This window comes from Streptomyces sp. NPDC055103 (genome assembly GCF_053607625.1).
Genome location: NZ_JBSGTX010000047.1, coordinates 23439 through 41685, shown reverse-complemented (window position 1 = coordinate 41685; position 18247 = coordinate 23439). Strand labels below are relative to the sequence as shown.

The following is an 18247-nucleotide window of genomic DNA, read 5'->3' as shown; positions in this document are numbered from 1 at the left end:
TTCGGGGGGCGGGTCATGGCAAGGACACGGGCGAGGGAACGGAGCAGGGCGGACGGCGATGGCCGGCGACGGCCCCGCCACCGCGGCGGGTTCGCCCTCCTCGGAGCGGTGCAGATGACGCTCATCTTCACGCTCGCCGCCCTCGCCGTCCCCCTCCCCCGTATCGGCGCCGAGTTCCGGCTCGACCGCGCCGACCTCATCCTGCTGAGCGCCGCCTACGGGCTGACCTTCGCCGGACTGCTCCTGCTCGGCGGCCGGCTCGCCGACCGGTACGGCGGCCGCCGGATCCTCACCGCCGGGCTCCTGGTCCTCGGCGCCACCTCCGCCCTCGCGCCGCTCGCCCCCGGATACGAGGCGCTGCTCGCCGCCCGCTTCGGGCAGGGCGTCGGCGCGGCCCTCGTCGCCCCGGCCGCGATGGCCGTGCTCCGGGCGCTGTTCCCGGCACCGGCCGCGTACGGCAGGGCGATGGCCACCTGGGGCGGGCTCTCCGTGCTCGGCGCGACCGCGGGGAACCTGCTGTCGGGGGTGATCGCGGCCGCCACGTCCTGGCGCGGCACCTTCGCCGTACCGGTCGCCGTGGCCCTCGCCGCGCTGCTCCTCGCACCCCGGCTGCTGCCCGCGACCCCGCCCGGCGCGGGCCGGGCGCTCGACCTGCCGGGCGCGCTGCTCGCGACCGCCGGGATCACGCTCGCCAGCTTCGGACTCGTCCTCACCGACGCCCGCTCCTGGGGCTCCGCCCCGGTCCTCGTCCCGCTGCTCACCGGCCTCGCGCTCCTCGCGGCCTTCGTGGCCGTGGAGCGGCGGACGGCCGACCCGCTCCTGCCGCCGGACTTCCTGCGCGACGGCCGCCGCGGCCTGGGCCTCGCGGCGATCGGGCTCACGGCGGCCGGGACGTCCACGGTCTTCGTCCTGCTGTCCCTCGCCCTCCAGGAGGGGCGCGGCTGGTCCGCGCCGCTCACCTCCGCCTCCTTCGCGCCCTTCGCGGTCGCGCTGCTCGGCTCGGGCCGGCTCGCGGGCCCGCTGATCGGGCGGTACGGGCCCGGGCGGGTGACCGGAGCCGGGCTCGGCACGGCCGCCGCCGGGCTCGGGCTGCTCGCCGCGACCGGCTTCGACGGATCCGTCCCGTACGCGTACGGGCTGCTGCCCGGCCTCCTGCTGCTGCCGGCCGGCTGCGCCCTGTCCTTCGCCGGCGCCGCGGTCCTCGCCACCGAGGGCGTCCCGGCGGACCGCGCGGGGCTCGCGGGCGGCGTCCTGAACACGGCGATGGAGCTCGGGCCGACCGTGCTCTTCGCCGCGCTGCTCACCCTCGGCAGCGACGCGGTGTCGCTGGCGGCCACGGCCGTCCTGTTCGCCGCCCTCGCCGCGACGGCCGCCCTCGCGACCACCCCCACCACCGCCTCCACGACCACGTCCACGTCCACGTCCACAGCCCGTATCACGTAAGCGCATCCACAGGGGAGTTCACTCATGTCCGCACGCTTCACCGACCGCACCGTCCTCGTCACCGGCGCCGGCTCCGGTCTCGGCCGGGCCATCGCGCTCGCCTTCGCCGCCGAGGGCGGGAAGGTCGTCGTCGCCGGTCGTACCGCCGGGTCCCTCGACGAGACGGTCGCCCTGATCGAGGCCGCGGGAGGCACCGCGGCCGCGGTCACGGCCGACGTGGCCGACGCCGGGTCCACGCGGGAGCTGGTCCGGCGCACGGTCGAGCTCTTCGGGGGGCTCGACGTCGCCGTCAACAACGCCGGCGTCTTCCGGGGCGGCCACAGCGCGGCCGACTTCCCCCTGGAGGACTGGCGGACGCTGCTCGACATCAACGTGACGGGGGTGCTGCACGCCCTCCAGGCCGAGGTGGCGCACATGCGGGCGCACGGCGGCGGGGCGATCGTGAACATCTCGTCCAACCTGGGCCCGCACCTCCGGATCCCCGGGGTCTTCGGCTACCAGGTCTCGAAGGCGGCCGTCTCGGCGATGACCCGGGCGGCGGCCCTGGACCACATCGCCGACGGCGTCCGGATCAACGCGGTGAGCCCGGGGGCCGCGGAGTCCTCGATGTCGCTGCTGCCCGGCGAGACCGAGGCGGAGCGGGCGGTCCGGATGAAGGAGCAGTCGCCGCTCGGCCGGATCTCGTCGGCCGAGGAGATCGCGGCGGCCGTGCTGTATCTCGCCTCCGACGCGGCGGGCTCCGCCGTCGGCACCGACCTGGTGATCGACGGCGGGTTCTCCGCCTGACGTACGCCGGGGACCCGTGGGCCCGGGGACCCGTACGGGCTCAGCCCTGGGCGGCGGCCGGGTCCATCCAGAAGACCTCCCAGTGGTGGCCGTCCAGGTCGGCGAAGGAGCGGCCGTACATGAAACCCATGTCCATCGGTTCCTTCGCCGGGCTGCCGCCGGCGGCGAGGGCCGCGTCGGCCAGCTCGTCGGCCTTCGCGCGGCTCTCGGCGCTCAGGGTGATGAGCACCTCGGTGGCCTTCGTGGCGTCGGCGATGTCCTTGCCCGGGGCGGTGAAGCTCGCGAACTTCTCCTCGGTGAGCAGCATCGCGAAGATCGTGTCGCTGATGACCACACAGGCGGCGGTCTCGTCGGTGAACTGCGGGTTGATGGAGTAGCCGAGCTTCTCGTAGAAGGCCTTGCTGGCGTCGAGGTCCTTCACGGGCAGGTTCACGAAGATCATCTGCGGGGCCATGGCGTGCTCTCTTCCTTCGGGGCGGCCGGGGCGCTCGGTGCGTTCCGGCGCTTTCGAGAGGTAAGACGGGCGTCCCGCCCGGAACTCATCGCTCTCCCGAGGATTCTCCGGAGGTTTCTTTCGCTCAGGCGACCGAACGCAGCTCCAGTGCCGCCAACGGGATGAATCCCCCGCCTCCGCCGCCCGTCCCGGCGTCCGGCCCGGCGAGCCGGCGCAGCATCGCGACGGCGATCCGCTCGCCCTGCGCCTTGGCCCGCTCGGCCCGCGGCCCCCGGTGGAGCCCGTCGACGGTCGCGTGCCACAGCTGCACCCAGCGCCCGAAGTGGGCGGCGGTCAGCGGGCGCGCGGAGTGGAGGGCGGCGTGCGGCGCGAAGGCGTCCCGCCGGTACTCGGAGGTACGGAAGAGGGCGCGCTCCCAGAAGTCGGTGATGCGCGGCAGATGGAGCTCCAGGTCCGTACCGGCGATCTCGGTGAAGAAGGGCCCGATGAGCGGATCGGCGAAGGCGGCGCCGTAGAAGCGGCGCAGGACGACGTCGAGGTCGTCGCGGTCGCTGATGTCCCGGGTGGCAGGCATGCCACCAGTGTCCCCGGAGGCCCCCGCCCACCCAAGTGACGAAGGTCCCGGGGCCTCGGGAGCGCGGCGTCAGACCCGCCAGCGGTGGACGGTGCCCGTCGTGCCCTCGTACGTGAGCCGGGTGCCGTCGCCGAGCGGGCGGACCGAGCCCTCGGCCGTGCCCGTGGGTAGCGGACGCGCCCGCGTGTCTCCAGGGTGCGGGCGTCGAGGAGCCAGGTGGCGGGTTCGTCGGCGGCGTCGACGGCCAGGACGGTGTCCCCGTCGAGGAAGCCGCAGCCGTGGTCCCACCTCCACTCGTCGTTCTCCGCGAGGACCGTGCCGTCGAGGGCGTGCAGCTGGAGGTCGTTGCCGTTGTGCTCCAGGGTCAGGAATCCGGCGTGGGCCGGGTGGACGTCGTGCAGGATGCGGTCGAGGCCGTCGTTCAGCTCGTCGTGGACGGTCAGTTCCCGTCCGTCCCAGCGGCCCCAGTACACGAGGACGCCGTCCTGTCCCATGCCGACGCACAGGCCGATGTGGACTCGCTCCCCCCGCAGATCTGCCCCTCGTCGCCGGTGTGCGGGTGGCCGACCCACTGGTCCCAGCAGGCGTGCCCGTACGCGCACCGGGTCGCGCCGCCGGCGTCCACGGCCCGTACCGACCGCTGTCCGGAGAAGACGGCGAAGGTGCCGTCCGGGGCCACCGGGTGGACTCCGCCGTCCCAGCCGGGCCACGGCAGCGGGGCCCCGGTTCCGAAGCTCCCGGTGACCGCCGCTTCCCCTTCACCGCTTGTTGATGCACAGTCAACTCCGTACTCCTAAGTTCCGGAAGCGCGCGACCCCGCCGCCGACCGGTTTGGCGGGACGGTTCATCACCCTTCTCAGGAGTGAGACGTGGAGCGACGCAGTTTCCTGCGTGGAGCGGTCATCGGCACGTCGGCGGCGGCCTTCGGCGGCACCCTGATGCGCGGGGCCGCCTACGCGGCACCCGCCCAGCCCGGCGCCGGCCCGTACGGAGCACTCGGCGCGGCGAACGCTAACGGCATCCAGCTGCCGGCCGGGTTCACCAGCCGGATCATCGCCCGGTCCGGCCAGACCGTGGCCGGCACCTCGTACACCTGGCACAGCGCCCCCGACGGCGGCGCCTGCTTCGCCGACGGCACCGGCTGGATCTACGTCTCCAACTCGGAGATCTCCGGCACCGGCGGCGCGAGCGCGGTGAAGTTCAACTCCTCGGGCACCGTCACCTCGGCGTACCGCATCCTGTCGAACACCAACCGCAACTGCGCGGGCGGCAAGACCCCGTGGAACACCTGGCTGTCCTGCGAGGAGGTCGACACGGGGTACGTCTACGAGACCGACCCCTGGGGTGTGAACGCCTCCGTCCGCCGGGCCGCGATGGGCCGGTTCAACCACGAGGCCGCCGCCGCCGACCCCGTCCGCCGGGCGGTCTACCTGACCGAGGACAAGTCCGACGGCTGTTTCTACCGCTTCGTGCCGTCCACCTGGGGCAACCTCGCCTCCGGCACCCTCCAGGTGCTCGTGGCCGGCACCGCCACCTCCGGCTCGTTCAGCTGGCAGAACGTGCCCGACGTGGACGGCTCCCCCACTGCCACCCGCTACCAGGTCTCGGCCGCCAAGAAGTTCAACGGCGGCGAGGGCTGCCACTACGCCAACGACACCGTCTGGTTCACCACCAAGGGCGACAACCGGCTGTGGCAGCTCAACCTGGCGAACAGCACCTACGAGCTGGCCTACGACGACTCGCTGGTCTCCGGCGGCGGCGCCCCGCTCACCGGCGTCGACAACGTCACCGGCTCCTCCTCCGGTGACCTCTTCGTCGCCGAGGACGGCGGCAACATGGAGATCTGCATCATCACCCCGGACGACGTCGTCGCGCCCTTCCTGCGGATCACCGGCCAGTCCTCCTCCGAGATCTGCGGCCCGGCCTTCTCCCCCGACGGCAAGCGGCTGTACTTCTCCAGCCAGCGCGGCACGTCGGGCAGCTCCTCGGGCGGCATCACCTACGAGGTGACCGGCCCGTTCCGCGCGTAAGGGCGCGGCTCCACCGGCCGGGGCTCCACCGACCGCGACTCCGCCGACCGTAGCTCCACCGGGCGGAGCTCGACCGAGCGCGGGTCCACCGTCCGTTGGGCGCCGCCGAGCAGGGCGGCGCCCAACGGCGTCAGGGTGTGCAGGACCGCGTTGCCGTGGCGCAGGGTCGCGATGAGACCGGCCTCCCTGAGCACGCCCGCGTGCTGGCTGGCGGAGGCGAGCGAGACCCCCGCGCGGCGCGCGAGCTCGCTCGTCGTACCGCCGTCCCCGATGGCGTGCAGGACCGCCGAGCGGGTCTGGCCGACCAGCTTGGCGAGCGAGGAGCCGCCCGGCGCGCGGACGGTCGGCGCCTCGCCGTGGGTGACGGGGTAGACGAGGACCGGTGGCAGCGCGGGGTCGCGCAGCACCACCGGGGTCCCCCGGCAGAAGTACGAGGGCTGGAGCAGCAGGCCCCGCCCGCCGAGGTGGACGTCCCGGTCGACCGGGTAGTCGGCCTCCAGGACGGGCGCGCGCCAGCGCAGCATCGGCGGCAGCGAGGCGAGGAGCTCGTCGGCGCCGCCGTCGAGCAGGGCCCGGCCGCGGCGTGCCCGGTCGGCCTCGACACGGGCCCGGATGTGCGGCCAGTACGGCTCGATCGCGGCCCGGTGGTAGCTGCGCAGGGCCCCGACGAGCCGGTCGAAGGGCTCCGCGCCGCCGTCGGCGAGGGCACGCAGCGAGTGGGGCACGGTCCGGCCGCCGGAGCGGTCGGCGGCGAGCAGGGAGAGCTCGCCGCGGAGCCGGCCGCGGTCGGTCGCGCGGATCGCCCCGAGGCCTTCGTCAAGGCCGTTGACGCCTTCGGCGGGCGTCAGGAAGTCGGGGAAATAGCCCCGGCTGGGAACGAGAGCGGCGAGGAGGCGGGTCTCACCGCCTAGCCGCGTCCGGGCGTCCGAGCGCCATTCCCGGTAGACGACGGATCCGCGCCGGTCCCTTAAGCGGTGAAAGCTGAGAATGGTTTCCCATAGAACATCCGGCCGGGCGGCCGTCCGCACCCCCGCCAAGTCGTTTCCGGTGAAATGAATCCGCAGCATGACGTCCCCACCTGTGCACTCGCAACCACCCCCGACGACGAGTATGCACAGCATCACAGCACGTTACCAGGGTGTTTCAGCCACAGTTGAAAAGCATCGCGGCAATCGGGGAGAAACGAAAAGCTGTGCGGGTCGGACAGGAAACCTTCAGGACCGAGGTGACGTGGCGAAGACCGTGGGGGGCTTTGCGCGTCCGGCGGCGGTCGGCGAGGTTGCGGCTCACCTGCCCGACATCGGTAAAGGGCGCGGCCTCCGGGTGGGGATCCGGGGGCCGCGCCCGCTCCGTTCTTTGCGTCGAGGAAACAGAAAAGTTCAATGGCCAATAATTCAATCGGCCGAAATTGAACAGGAACTCACATCCGGTCGACGACCAAGCAAAATGAGCGGCCGCGTTCGGGGTGAAATGCGACGGGGCGGACACCTCCGCACAAAGGTGTCCGCCCCGTCTCTCTTTGGTGCCCGGAGCCGCCGCCCGTCGGTGAGGGTCGAAAGTGACCGACGGCGGCCCCGGTGGTTCAGGTGATTCCGGCGATTCCCGCTGCTGAACCGGGGTTCAGCGGAGCCGCGCACCGCTGCTGAACCGGGGTTCAGCAGGGGCCGGCACCGCTGCTGAACCAGGGTTCAGGAGGGCCCGACCGCCGCTCCTGATCCCCGGTTCAGCAGGACTCAGCGGCTGTCGCTGCCCTTGGACTCGGCCGCCGCGCGGCCGGCCTCCAGGCGCGCCACCGGGATCCGGAAGGGCGAGCAGGAGACGTAGTCGAGGCCGACCTCGTGGAAGAAGTGCACCGACTCCGGGTCGCCGCCGTGCTCGCCGCAGACACCGAGCTTGATGTCGGGGCGGGTGGCGCGGCCGGCCTGGACGGCGCTGCGCACGAGCGCGCCGACACCGTCCTTGTCGATGGTCTCGAAGGGGCTGACGCCGAAGATGCCCTTCTCCAGGTACGCGGTGAAGAACGAGGCCTCCACGTCGTCGCGGGAGAAGCCCCAGACCGTCTGCGTCAGGTCGTTCGTGCCGAAGGAGAAGAACTCCGCGGCCTCGGCGATCTGACCGGCGGTCACGGCGGCGCGCGGCAGCTCGATCATGGTGCCGAGCGCGAGCTTCAGCTCGACGCCGGTCCGGGCCTGGACCTCCGCGATGACCGTCTCGGCCTCCTCGCGGACGATCTCCAGCTCCTGGACGGTACCGACGAGCGGGATCATGATCTCGACGCGCGGGTCGCCCTTGGCGTCGACGCGCTGGGCCGCGGCCTCGGCGATCGCCCGGACCTGCATGGTGAACAGGCCGGGGATGACCAGACCGAGGCGGACGCCGCGCAGACCCAGCATCGGGTTCTGCTCGTGCAGGCGGTGCACGGCCTGGAGGAGGCGCAGGTCGTTCTCGTGCGGCTCCTTGCGGGACTCGGCGAGGGCGACGCGTACCGACAGCTCGGTGATGTCGGGCAGGAACTCGTGCAGCGGCGGGTCGAGCAGCCGGACCGTGACGGGCAGCCCGTCCATGGCCTCGAACAGCTCGATGAAGTCCTGCTTCTGCAGCGGCAGCAGGGCTTCGAGGGCCTGCTCGCGCTCGACGTCCGTGTCGGCCAGGATCAGCCGCTCGACGAACTGGCGGCGCTCGCCGAGGAACATGTGCTCGGTGCGGCAGAGGCCGATGCCCTGGGCGCCGAAGCGGCGGGCGCGCAGCGCGTCCTCGGCGTTGTCGGCGTTGGCGCGGACGCGCAGCCGGCGGACGCGGTCCGCGTAGGCCATGACGCGGTGCACGGCGGCGACGAGCTCGTCGGCGTCGTCGGCGCCGGCGTGCATGCGGCCCTCGAAGTACTCGACGACCGGGGACGGTACGACCGGTACCTCACCGAGGTACACCTTGCCGGTGGAGCCGTCGATGGAGACGACGTCGCCCTCCTCGACGACCTGGCCGTCGGAGGTGGTCATCCGGCGGCGCTTGGTGTCGACCTCGAGCTCCTCGGCGCCGCAGACACAGGTCTTGCCCATGCCGCGGGCGACGACGGCGGCGTGCGAGGTCTTGCCGCCGCGGGAGGTGAGGATGCCCTCGGCGGCGATCATGCCGTCCAGGTCGTCCGGGTTGGTCTCGCGGCGGATCAGGATGACCTTCTCGCCGGAGCGGGACCACTTGACGGCCGTGTACGAGTCGAAGACGGCCTTGCCGACGGCCGCGCCCGGGGAGGCGGCGATGCCGCGCCCGATCTGCTCGACCTTCGCGTCCTCGTCGAACTTCGGGAACATGAGCTGCGCGAGCTGGGCGCCGGTGACGCGCTGGAGCGCCTCGGCCTCGTCGATCAGGCCCTGGTCCACGAGCTGCGTGGCGATGCGGAAGGCGGCACCGGCGGTGCGCTTGCCGACGCGGGTCTGGAGCATCCAGAGCTGGCCGCGCTCGATGGTGAACTCGATGTCGCAGAGATCCTTGTAGTGGGTCTCCAGCGTGTTCATGATGTGCATGAGCTGGTCGTACGACTTCTTGTCGATCGACTCGAGGTCGGCCAGCGGCACGGTGTTGCGGATACCGGCGACGACGTCCTCGCCCTGCGCGTTCTGCAGGTAGTCGCCGTAGACGCCGGCGTGGCCGGAGGCGGGGTCGCGGGTGAAGGCGACGCCGGTGCCGGAGTCCGGGCCGAGGTTGCCGAAGACCATCGAGCAGACGTTGACGGCGGTGCCGAGGTCGCCCGGGATGCGCTCCTGGCGGCGGTACAGCTTCGCGCGGTCGGTGTTCCAGGAGTTGAAGACGGCCTCGATCGCGAGGTCCATCTGCTCACGCGGGTCCTGGGGGAAGTCGCGGCCGGTCTCGGCCTTCACGATCTTCTTGAAGTGCTTGACGACCTTCTTCAGGTCGCCGGCGTCCAGGTCGGTGTCGCTGGCGACCTTCTTGGAGGCCTTCGCCTCGTCCAGCGCGTCCTCGAAGAGCTCGCCCTCGACGCCGAGGACGGTCTTGCCGAACATCTGGATGAGCCGGCGGTACGAGTCCCACGCGAAGCGCTCGTTGTCCGCCTGGCGGGCGAGTCCGACGACGGACTCGTCGGAGAGGCCGATGTTGAGGACCGTGTCCATCATGCCCGGCATGGAGAACTTGGCTCCGGAGCGGACGGAGACGAGCAGCGGGTCGTCGGCCTGGCCGAGCTTCTTGCCCATCTGCTGCTCAAGGGCGTCGAGGTGAGCACTCACCTCGTCGCGGAGCTCGACGGGCTCGGAGCCGCTCTCGAGGTAGACCTTGCACGCTTCGGTGGTGATCGTGAAGCCGGGGGGAACCGGCAGACCGAGGTTGGTCATCTCGGCGAGGTTCGCGCCCTTGCCACCGAGCAGGTCCTTCAGGTCCCTGTTGCCCTCGGTGAAGTCGTAGACGAACTTCTGATCATTGTTTTCCGACACGGGTCCCGACTCCTCGATGACTCGGTTGGCTGCCCTGACGGCGAGGAACATACCCAGATCGAAGGCGTCTGTGGAGGTACGCCTGCCGGACACATGGTCTTAACCACCCGTCCGCCAGCACATCGAAAGTAACTGAGAGGTAGCTTCCGCTTTCACGCCCCGAAGCTCAGATGACCCAATCTAGAGGTTTATCGCTCACATGAGCGTGCATCCGAGCACTTGCGTTCACTTCTTGAACACAAAAGGGGTGGCACCCAGTGCCACCCCTTCAGGCTGTACAGCCGTCCGTAACATGCTCATGTGAGCGCTACCCCCCTCAGGGGTGGCGAGGATCACTCCCCAGGAAAGGTCGATTCGGGCGCGAATCTCACCCGCCGGACGTGTCCAGCTCGGCGTCCTCACTCACGCCTGAGCAGTCGTACGGGTCCTTCAACCAGCCGTCCGGCAGGACAACCCGGTTGTTTCCGGACGTACGGCCCCGAGGGCCGTCCGCACCCACGGGCCACGGCTGATCAAGGTCGAGCTCGCTCAACTGAGCGCGGAGCTCCTCCAGGGACGAGGTGATGGCGAGCTTCTTGCGCATCTCGGAGCCCACCGCGAAGCCCTTCAGGTACCAGGCCACATGCTTGCGGAAGTCGATGACACCGCGTGCCTCGTCCCCGAGCCACTCGCCGAGCAGCCGCGCGTGCCGCACCATCGCGTCCGCGACCACCCGCAGCCCCGGCGCCGCGTAGGCGCCCGTGCCCTCGAAGCCCGCCACGAGGTCGCCGAAGAGCCACGGCCGGCCCAGGCAGCCGCGCCCGACGACCACACCGTCGCAGCCCGTCTCCCGCATCATCCGCAGGGCGTCGTCGGCCGACCAGATGTCGCCGTTGCCGAGCACCGGGATCTCGGGCACGTGCTCCTTGAGGCGCGCGATCGCGTCCCAGTCCGCCGTACCGCCGTAGTGCTGCGCCGCCGTCCGCCCGTGCAGGGCGATCGCCGTGACGCCCTCCTCGACCGCGATCCGGCCCGCGTCGAGGTACGTGATGTGGTCGTCGTCGATGCCCTTGCGCATCTTCATCGTGACCGGCAGGTCGCCGGCGTTGCCCACGGCCTCGTTCAGGATCGCGCGCAGCAGCGGCCGCTTGTAGGGCAGGGCCGAGCCGCCGCCCTTCCGGGTCACCTTGGGGACCGGGCAGCCGAAGTTCAGGTCGATGTGGTCGGCGAGGTCCTCGTCGACGATCATCCGCACGGCCTTGCCGACCGTCACGGGGTCCACCCCGTACAGCTGGATCGAGCGCGGCTGCTCGGTCTCGTCGAACCGGATGAGCTGCATCGTCTTCTCGTTGCGCTCGACCAGGGCGCGCGTCGTGATCATCTCGCTCACGAACAGCCCCTTGCCGCCGCTGAACTCACGGCAGAGGGTACGGAAGGGGGCGTTGGTGATGCCGGCCATCGGGGCGAGCACCACCGGCGGCTGCACGATGTGCGGCCCGATGGCGAGAGGAGAGAACGCGGTCATTGGGCCATTGTCGCGCACCGCGCCCGTCACCCGTCGGCCGTACCATCCGCACATGCCGGAGCTCACACGCGCGCGGCGGGGTCTCCGTGAGGAGCTCGCCCGGCCGCCCGGGTCTCCTCCTCGACCACCAGGGCGAGGAGTCGCTCGACGCCGGCCCGGGACTTCTCGTCCACGGGGACGTACGTCACGAGGCAGGGGCCGGAGGTCGGGCCGAGCCAGAGGTTGGTGTGCTCGAAGCGGAGCAGCCCGACGCGGGCGTTGTGGATGACCTTGGTGCGGCCGCCGGGGGCGACCACGTCGTGCCGGGCCCAGATCTCGCGGAACTCCGGCGAGGCCGCTTCGAGCCGCTGGACGAGCGCCTTCCAGGCCGGCTCCGCGAGGTGCTCGGCCATGGCGGCGCGGAGCTTCCCCGCCAGGATGGGGAGGAGGTCCGGCAGGTCGGTGGCGGCGGCCCGGAAGTCCTTGTCGGTGAACGCGAGCCAGAGGGAGTTGCGGTCCTCGCGGGGCAGGGCGTCCAGGTCGCGGAAGAGCCGCCCGAAGGTCCGGTTGTACGCGAGGAAGTCGAACCGGCTGTTCTGGACGGCGGCGGGCAGCGGTTCCAGCTGGTCGAGCATCTGCCGCAGCGCGGGGGTGACGGCCGGGGAGGACGCCCCGGGGTGCGGGTCGGACTGCCCGGCGAGGGCGAAGAGGTGGCTCCGCTCGGTCGGGTCGAGGAGCAGCGCGTCGGCGACGGCGTCGAGGACCTGCGGGGAGACCTGGATGTCGCGGGCCTGTTCCAGCCAGGTGTACCAGGTGACGCCGACGGCGGAGAGGTGCGCGACCTCCTCGCGGCGCAGACCGGGCGTGCGGCGGCGCCGGCCGCGCGGGAGGCCGACCTGTTCGGGGGTGATGCGCTCGCGGCGGCTGCGCAGGAAGGCGGCGAGCTCGTGGCGCCGGGCCCCTGGCGCGGGCGCCACCGTGGTGGCCCCCGCGGTCGCCACCGTGTCCGTCGTGATCGTCATGGTCGTCACTCCCCCAGGGTGCCGAACCGGCCGGCCGGTTGCCAGGTAGTACTTCTACCGGGATGAGGAGACTCTGGTACCCGGCTGAGGGCGGGCGGATCGTCGACCGCGTGACCTCTACTTCCACCACATCACCCCGGGCCGGCGCTCCGGCCGCCGGCCGCGGCCCCGCGGCGCTCGGCTCGCTGGGCCTGTTCACCGTCCTCCTCGGCGCGGCGCTGCCGCTGATCGACTTCTTCATCGTCAACGTCGCCCTGCCGTCCATCGGCCGGGACCTGGCGGCCGGCCCCTCCCTCCTGGAACTGATCGTGGCCGGGTACGGCCTGTCGTACGCCGTCCTCCTCGTCCTCGGCGGGCGCCTCGGCGACCTCTTCGGGCGCCGCCGCCTCTTCCTCGCCGGCATGACCGCCTTCGGCCTGACCTCGCTGGCCTGCGGGCTCGCGCCGGACGCCTGGACCCTCGTCGGAGCGCGCGTGGCCCAGGGCGCCGCGGCGGCGCTGATGCTGCCGCAGGTGCTCGCGACCATCCAGGCATCGACGGCGGGAGCGCGCCGGGCGAAGGCGCTGAGTCTGTACGGGGCGACCGCCGGTCTCTCGATGGTGACCGGTCAGATCCTGGGCGGCGTACTCGTCGCCGCCGATCTCGCGGGCTCGGGCTGGCGGGCGGTCTTCCTGGTGAACGTGCCGGTCGCGGTCGCGGGCCTCCTGCTGGCCCTGCGGACCGTGCCCGAGACCCGCTCGGACCGGCCGGCCCTGGTGGACGTGCCGGGCACCCTGCTCCTCGCGGTCGCGCTGCTCACCCTGCTCGCCCCGCTGACGGAGGGCCGGACGGCCGGCTGGCCGCTGTGGACCTGGGTGTCGCTCGCGGTGTTCCCGTTCGCGGTGGCCGCCTTCTGGCGGGTGGAGCGGCGTGCGGAGCGCCGGGGCGACACCCCGCTGGTCCCGCCGAGCCTGCTCGACCTGGTCTCGCTGCGGCGCGGACTGCTGCTCGTCCTGCCGCTGTCGGGAGGCTTCGGCGGCTTCATGTTCGTGATCGCCGTGGCGCTCCAGCGGGACCTGGGTCTGGGCGCGGTGGCCTCGGGCCTGGCGCTCGTCCCGATGGCGGTGGCCTTCTTCGGGGCCTCGCTGGCGGGTCCCCGGCTCGTACGGCGCTGGGGCACCCGGGTGGTCCCGGTGGGCGCGCTGTTCCAGGCCCTCGGTCTCGGGCTGCTCGCCGTGACGGCCTGGCGTTCCCGGCCGGACCTGTCGGTGGCGAGCCTGATTCCCGGCATGGCGCTCGCGGGGCTCGGCCAGGGCCTCCAGCTTCCGGTGCTCTTCCGGGTGGTGCTCTCCGAGGTGCCGCCGGAGCGGGCGGGGGTGGGCGGCGGGGTTCTGGTGACGACCCAGCAGACGGCGCTGACCCTGGGCGTCGCCACGCTCGGAACGCTCTTCCTGAGCCTCTCCGCCTCGGGCTCGACGGGCACGGCCCTGACGGTGACGCTCCTGCTCCAGCTCGTGCTGGCGCTCGGAACGGCGGTGGCGGCGCTGCGGATGCCGAAGCGGGTGGGGTAGCTTTCCCCACCACTCGAACGAATGACAGATATGGAAATCTGTCATCGGTCATGTCATGGTTGTCCTGTCAGGAGAACTCACCCTTCCTCCCGCTCTCCCGAGGAGACCGCCATGACCACCACCCAGAGCCCCGTCCCCACCCGCCCGCTCGGCGCCACCGGCCCCGCGGTCTCCGCCCTCGGTCTCGGCTGCATGGGCATGTCCGCGCTGTACGGCGAGACCGACCGCGCCGAGTCGATCGCGACCATCCACGCCGCCCTGGACGCCGGGGTGACCCTGCTCGACACGGGCGACTTCTACGGCATGGGCCACAACGAACTGCTGATCGCCGAAGCCCTGCGGAGCGCCCCCGCCGCCGCCCGTGAGCAGGCGCTGACCAGCGTGAAGTTCGGCGCGCTGCGCACGGTCGAGGGCGGCTTCACCGGATACGACGGCCGTCCGGCGGCGGTCAAGAACTTCGCGGCGTACTCGCTCCAGCGCCTCGGCACCGACCACATCGACATCTACCGGATCGCCCGTGTCGACCCCGACGTACCGATCGAGGAGACCGTCGGCGCCATCGCCGAGCTGGTCGAGGCGGGGCACGTCCGGCACATCGGCCTCTCCGAGGTCGGCGCGGACACCCTGCGCAGGGCGGCGGCCGTGGCCCCGATCGCGGACCTCCAGATCGAGTACTCGCTGATCTCCCGCTCCATCGAGGAGAGGATCCTCCCGACGGCGCGCGAGCTGGGCGTCGGGATCACGGCGTACGGCGTGCTGTCGCGCGGTCTGATCAGCGGCCACTTCACCCGGGACCGCGAGCTCGGCGCCGGCGACTTCCGCGGCATGTCCCCCCGCTTCCAGGGCGACAACCTCCACCGGAACCTGGACCTGGTGGACCGGCTGCGCGCGATCGCCGAGGCGAAGGGCGTGACCGTCGCCCAGATCGCCATCGCCTGGGTCCTCGCCCAGGGCGAGCGCCAGGCCGCGGACATCGTCCCGCTGGTCGGCGCCCGCCGCCGGGACCGGCTCGCGGAGGCGCTCGGCGCCCTGGACGTCACGCTCGACGCCGCCGACCTGACGGCGATAGAGGAGGCCGTCCCGGCGGGCGCGGCGGCCGGCGAGCGCTACCCGGCGGCGCAGATGGCGCACCTGGACAGCGAGCACTGACCGGCGGGCGCCGGACCCCCGCGGCTGACAAGTACTGTCATTCCATGGCCGCCACCGAGACCCTGACCGCCGAGCGCATCCTCGAAGCCACGGAGGAGGTGCTCCGGCGCTACGGCCCCGCGAAGGCGACCGTCGTGGACGTGGCCCGGGTGCTCGGCGTCAGCCACGGCAGCGTCTACCGCCACTTCCGCACGAAGGCGGCCCTCCGCGAGGCGGTGACCGAGCGGTGGCTGGAGCGGACGGTCGTGGAACTCCTCCCGCACGCGGAGGGCGCCGGCCCCGCCGACGAGCGGCTGACCGCGTGGCTGACGACCCTCTTCGCCCTCAAGCGCCACAAGGCGGGCGGTGACCCGGAGCTGATGGCGACCTTCCAGGTCCTCATCGGCGAGAACAGCGCGGTCGTCGACCGCCACGTGGGGCACCTCGTCGAGCACATCGCCCACATCATCGAGGAAGGCCGCCGCGACGGTGTCTTCGCGTCCTTCGGCCCGGACCTGACGACGACGGCCCGGGCGGTCTTCGACGCGACGGACCGCTTCCACGACCCGGCCCACGCCGCCGACTGGTCCGCCCCGGACATCGAGACGGCCTTCACCACGGTCGTCACCCTGGTCCTCCGCGCGCTGCGCCCCTGAGTCGCGCACGGGAAAGCCCCCGGTTCCGAGCTTCGGGACCGGGGGCTTCGCCGTGTGCGATCAGGGGGTTCAGCAGCCGAGCAGGCGGCTGCCCAGGTAGCCCTGGATCTGGTCGAGGGAGACGCGCTCCTGCTTCATGGTGTCGCGCTCGCGCACGGTCACCGCGTTGTCGTCGAGGGTGTCGAAGTCGACGGTCACGCAGAACGGGGTGCCGATCTCGTCCTGGCGACGGTAGCGGCGGCCGATGGCGCCGGCGTCGTCGAACTCGATGTTCCAGTTCTGACGCAGGTCGGCCGCGAGGCCCTTGGCCTTCGGCGAGAGCTGCGGGTTGCGCGAGAGCGGCAGGACCGCGACCTTGATCGGGGCGAGGCGCGGGTCCAGGCGCAGGACGGTGCGCTTCTCCATGACGCCCTTGGCGTTGGGGGCCTCGTCCTCGTTGTACGCGTCGAGGAGGAAGGCCAGCATCGCGCGGCCGACACCGGCGGCGGGCTCGATGACGTACGGCGTCCAGCGCTCCCCGGCCTCCTGGTCGAAGAACTGCAGGTCGGTGCCGGACGCCTTGGAGTGCGCGTTCAGGTCGTAGTCGGTGCGGTTGGCGACGCCCTCGAGCTCGCCCCACTCGCTGCCGCCGAAGGAGAAGCGGTACTCGATGTCCGCGGTGCGCTTCGAGTAGTGGGAGAGCTTCTCCGCCGGGTGCTCGAACCAGCGCATGTTCTCCTCACGGAGACCCAGGCCGGTGTACCAGTTCCAGCGCTGCTCCATCCAGTATTCCTGCCACTGCTCGTCCTCGCCCGGCTTGACGAAGAACTCCATCTCCATCTGCTCGAACTCGCGCGTGCGGAAGATGAAGTTGCCCGGGGTGATCTCGTTCCGGAAGGACTTGCCCATCTGCGCGATGCCGAACGGCGGCTTCTTGCGCGAGGTCTGCAGCACCTGGCCGAAGTTGGTGAAGATGCCCTGCGCGGTCTCGGGGCGCAGGTAGGCGACGGAGCCGGTGTCCTGGGTCGGGCCGAGGTGCGTGGAAAGCAGGCCGGAGAACTGCTTGGGCTCCGTGAAGGTGCCCTTGTTGCCGCAGTTGGGGCAGTTGAGGTCGGTGAGGTTCTCGGGGAGACGGCCGTGCTTCTCCTCGTACGCCTCCTCCAGGTGGTCGGCGCGGAAGCGCTTGTGGCAGGAGGTGCACTCGGTCAGCGGGTCCGTGAAGGTGGCGACGTGACCGGACGCCTCCCAGACCTCGGTGGCCAGGATCACCGAAGAGTCGATACCGACGACGTCCTCGCGCGCGGTGACCATGTACCGCCACCACTGGCGCTTCAGGTTCTCCTTGAGTTCGACACCCAGCGGTCCGTAGTCCCAGGCGGCGCGCTGGCCGCCGTAGATCTCACTGCACGGGTAGACGAAGCCACGGCGCTTGCTCAGGCTGACGATGGTGTCGATCTTGTCGGCGGCCACGGTGCTCTCTTCATTACGACGACGAAGTGCGAATGCCACAGGTTACCGGCGCGCCTACCCTCCGCATCAAATCGGTTCGGCGACGGGCGGCGTGAGGTCCGGCGTGGGCGGGGCCACACGGAGGACAATTGACAATCGTTTCCAGTTTTGTTGAAAATGAGTGTCATGAACGTACGTCGCCTGATACCCACCACCGCCCTCGCCGGAGCTGTCACGCTCGGTCTCGTCTCCCTCTCCGCCTGCGGCACCTCGGACGCCGCTGACAAGGGGAACAGCGGCAAGCTGGACGTGGTCGCGTCGTTCTACCCCATGCAGTACCTGGCCGAGCAGATAGGCGGCGGCCACGTCGCCGTCAACACGCTCACCAAGCCCGGCGTCGAACCCCACGACCTGGAGCTCAAGCCGAAGCAGGTCGGCGAGCTCGGCGAGGCCGACGTCATCCTCTACCTCAAGGGCATCCAGCCCGCCGTCGACGAGGCCATCGCCCAGGCCGGCGTGAAGAACACCGTCGACGCGGCCACCCTCACGAAGCTCGAAGCCCACGGCACCGGGACCGGCGGCCACGAGGGCGAGGCGGGCCACGAGGGCGAGTCCGCCGAGGAGCACGCCGGGCACGCCGGCGAGGAGCACGCGGGCGAGGAAGCCGGTCACGAAGGCGAAGGCCACGACCACGGTTCCGAGGCCGGCGCCGACCCGCACGTCTGGCTCGACCCCGTGAAGTACGCCGAGGTCGCCAAGGGTGTCGGCACGGCCCTGGAGAAGGCCGACCCGGCCCACGCCGCGGACTACAAGAAGAACACCGACGCGCTCGTGAAGAAGCTCGGCGATCTGGACACCGACTTCGCGAACGGTCTGAAGAACACCACCACGAAGACCTTCATCACCACCCACTCCGCCTTCGGCTACCTCGCCGAGCGCTACGGCCTGGACCAGGAGGGCATCTCCGGCATGGACCCCGAGTCCGAGCCGAGCCCCGCCCGGATCAAGGAACTCCAGGACAAGGCGGAGAAGGAGAAGGTCACGACCGTCTTCTTCGAGACCCTCGCGAGCGACAAGACCGCCAAGACCCTCGCCGCCGACACCGGTCTCAGGACCGACGTGCTCGACCCGCTGGAGGGAATCACGGACAAGTCCAAGGGCGATGACTACGTCGAGGTCATGCAGTCCAACCTCGCCGCGCTGAAGAAGGCCCTCGGCGCGAAGTGACCGCGGCAGCACAGCAGGAGG

General features: G+C 71.5%; 14 protein-coding genes. 7 read left to right on the top strand and 7 right to left on the bottom strand.

Annotated features, from left to right (window positions below; genetic code table 11):
- The first annotated feature begins 15 nt into the window (after nt 1-15).
- Nucleotides 16-1443 carry an MFS transporter gene (locus ACWFR1_RS26780; RefSeq protein ID WP_453555348.1) on the top strand — a complete coding sequence of 476 codons (1428 nt, stop codon included), beginning with the start codon at nt 16-18 and terminating at the stop codon, nt 1441-1443.
- Between the two features lie 24 nt (nt 1444-1467).
- Nucleotides 1468-2229: an SDR family NAD(P)-dependent oxidoreductase gene (locus ACWFR1_RS26775; RefSeq protein ID WP_453555346.1), complete on the top strand. Its 762-nt coding sequence runs from the start codon at nt 1468-1470 to the stop codon at nt 2227-2229.
- 40 nt (nt 2230-2269) lie between these two features.
- Here the strand turns inward: ACWFR1_RS26775 and ACWFR1_RS26770 are convergent, their stop codons facing one another.
- Nucleotides 2270-2683, bottom strand: a complete 414-nt coding sequence (locus ACWFR1_RS26770; protein ID WP_453555344.1) for a VOC family protein — start codon at nt 2681-2683, stop codon at nt 2270-2272.
- A 124-nt stretch (nt 2684-2807) separates the two neighbouring features.
- Nucleotides 2808-3257 carry a group III truncated hemoglobin gene (locus tag ACWFR1_RS26765; protein ID WP_453555342.1) on the bottom strand — a complete coding sequence of 150 codons (450 nt, stop codon included), beginning with the start codon at nt 3255-3257 and terminating at the stop codon, nt 2808-2810.
- A gap of 869 nt (nt 3258-4126) precedes the next feature.
- On the opposite strand from ACWFR1_RS26765, the gene ACWFR1_RS26760 reads away from it, so the two are divergent.
- Nucleotides 4127-5287: an alkaline phosphatase PhoX gene (locus ACWFR1_RS26760; RefSeq protein ID WP_453555340.1), complete on the top strand. Its 1161-nt coding sequence runs from the start codon at nt 4127-4129 to the stop codon at nt 5285-5287.
- On the opposite strand, the gene ACWFR1_RS26755 is transcribed toward ACWFR1_RS26760, so the two are convergent.
- From ACWFR1_RS26755 to ACWFR1_RS26740, 4 genes are all read right to left on the bottom strand, one after another.
- Nucleotides 5257-6354 carry a helix-turn-helix domain-containing protein gene (locus ACWFR1_RS26755; RefSeq protein WP_453555338.1) on the bottom strand — a complete coding sequence of 366 codons (1098 nt, stop codon included), beginning with the start codon at nt 6352-6354 and terminating at the stop codon, nt 5257-5259. The two genes, ACWFR1_RS26760 and ACWFR1_RS26755, sit on opposite strands and share 31 nt — an antisense overlap.
- A 666-nt stretch (nt 6355-7020) precedes the next feature.
- The gene (gene ppdK / locus ACWFR1_RS26750) at nt 7021-9732 is read right to left on the bottom strand and encodes a pyruvate, phosphate dikinase (RefSeq protein ID WP_453555336.1); all 2712 of its coding nucleotides are present in this window, start codon (nt 9730-9732) and stop codon (nt 7021-7023) included.
- A 367-nt stretch (nt 9733-10099) separates the two neighbouring features.
- Nucleotides 10100-11236, bottom strand: a complete 1137-nt coding sequence (gene dusB / locus ACWFR1_RS26745; RefSeq protein ID WP_453555334.1) for a tRNA dihydrouridine synthase DusB — start codon at nt 11234-11236, stop codon at nt 10100-10102.
- Nucleotides 11237-11298: 62 nt separating this feature from the next.
- Nucleotides 11299-12237 carry a helix-turn-helix transcriptional regulator gene (locus ACWFR1_RS26740; protein WP_453555332.1) on the bottom strand — a complete coding sequence of 313 codons (939 nt, stop codon included), beginning with the start codon at nt 12235-12237 and terminating at the stop codon, nt 11299-11301.
- A 110-nt stretch (nt 12238-12347) separates the two neighbouring features.
- Between ACWFR1_RS26740 and ACWFR1_RS26735 the strand changes: the two genes are divergently transcribed.
- From ACWFR1_RS26735 to ACWFR1_RS26725, 3 genes are all read left to right on the top strand, one after another.
- Nucleotides 12348-13787 (top strand): MFS transporter, encoded by a 1440-nt coding sequence (locus ACWFR1_RS26735; RefSeq protein WP_453555330.1) that lies wholly within the window; start codon nt 12348-12350, stop codon nt 13785-13787.
- A 111-nt stretch (nt 13788-13898) separates the two neighbouring features.
- On the top strand, nt 13899-14936 hold the full coding sequence (locus ACWFR1_RS26730; protein WP_453555328.1) for an aldo/keto reductase: 1038 nt from the start codon (nt 13899-13901) through the stop codon (nt 14934-14936).
- 44 nt (nt 14937-14980) lie between these two features.
- The gene (locus ACWFR1_RS26725) at nt 14981-15571 is read left to right on the top strand and encodes a TetR family transcriptional regulator (RefSeq protein WP_453555326.1); all 591 of its coding nucleotides are present in this window, start codon (nt 14981-14983) and stop codon (nt 15569-15571) included.
- Nucleotides 15572-15640: 69 nt separating this feature from the next.
- Here the strand turns inward: ACWFR1_RS26725 and ACWFR1_RS26720 are convergent, their stop codons facing one another.
- Nucleotides 15641-17020 (bottom strand): glycine--tRNA ligase, encoded by a 1380-nt coding sequence (locus tag ACWFR1_RS26720; protein ID WP_453555324.1) that lies wholly within the window; start codon nt 17018-17020, stop codon nt 15641-15643.
- Between the two features lie 165 nt (nt 17021-17185).
- Between ACWFR1_RS26720 and ACWFR1_RS26715 the strand changes: the two genes are divergently transcribed.
- Entirely contained in the window at nt 17186-18226 is a 1041-nt protein-coding gene (locus tag ACWFR1_RS26715) for a metal ABC transporter substrate-binding protein (RefSeq protein ID WP_453555322.1), read from the top strand.
- The last annotated feature ends 21 nt before the right edge of the window (nt 18227-18247 follow it).

Excerpts from the sequence above, each read along its gene's own strand:
- ACWFR1_RS26780 (WP_453555348.1), top strand. The coding sequence starts at position 16 with ATGGCAAGGACACGGGCGAGGGAACGGAGCAGGGCGGACGGCGATGGC.
- ACWFR1_RS26775 (WP_453555346.1), top strand. The coding sequence starts at position 1,468 with ATGTCCGCACGCTTCACCGACCGCACCGTCCTCGTCACCGGCGCCGGC.
- ACWFR1_RS26770 (WP_453555344.1), bottom strand. The coding sequence starts at position 2,683 with ATGGCCCCGCAGATGATCTTCGTGAACCTGCCCGTGAAGGACCTCGAC.
- ACWFR1_RS26765 (WP_453555342.1), bottom strand. The coding sequence starts at position 3,257 with ATGCCTGCCACCCGGGACATCAGCGACCGCGACGACCTCGACGTCGTC.
- ACWFR1_RS26755 (WP_453555338.1), bottom strand. The coding sequence starts at position 6,354 with ATGCTGCGGATTCATTTCACCGGAAACGACTTGGCGGGGGTGCGGACG.
- dusB (WP_453555334.1), bottom strand. The coding sequence starts at position 11,236 with ATGACCGCGTTCTCTCCTCTCGCCATCGGGCCGCACATCGTGCAGCCG.
- ACWFR1_RS26740 (WP_453555332.1), bottom strand. The coding sequence starts at position 12,237 with ATGACGATCACGACGGACACGGTGGCGACCGCGGGGGCCACCACGGTG.
- ACWFR1_RS26730 (WP_453555328.1), top strand. The coding sequence starts at position 13,899 with ATGACCACCACCCAGAGCCCCGTCCCCACCCGCCCGCTCGGCGCCACC.
- ACWFR1_RS26725 (WP_453555326.1), top strand. The coding sequence starts at position 14,981 with ATGGCCGCCACCGAGACCCTGACCGCCGAGCGCATCCTCGAAGCCACG.
- ACWFR1_RS26715 (WP_453555322.1), top strand. The coding sequence starts at position 17,186 with ATGAACGTACGTCGCCTGATACCCACCACCGCCCTCGCCGGAGCTGTC.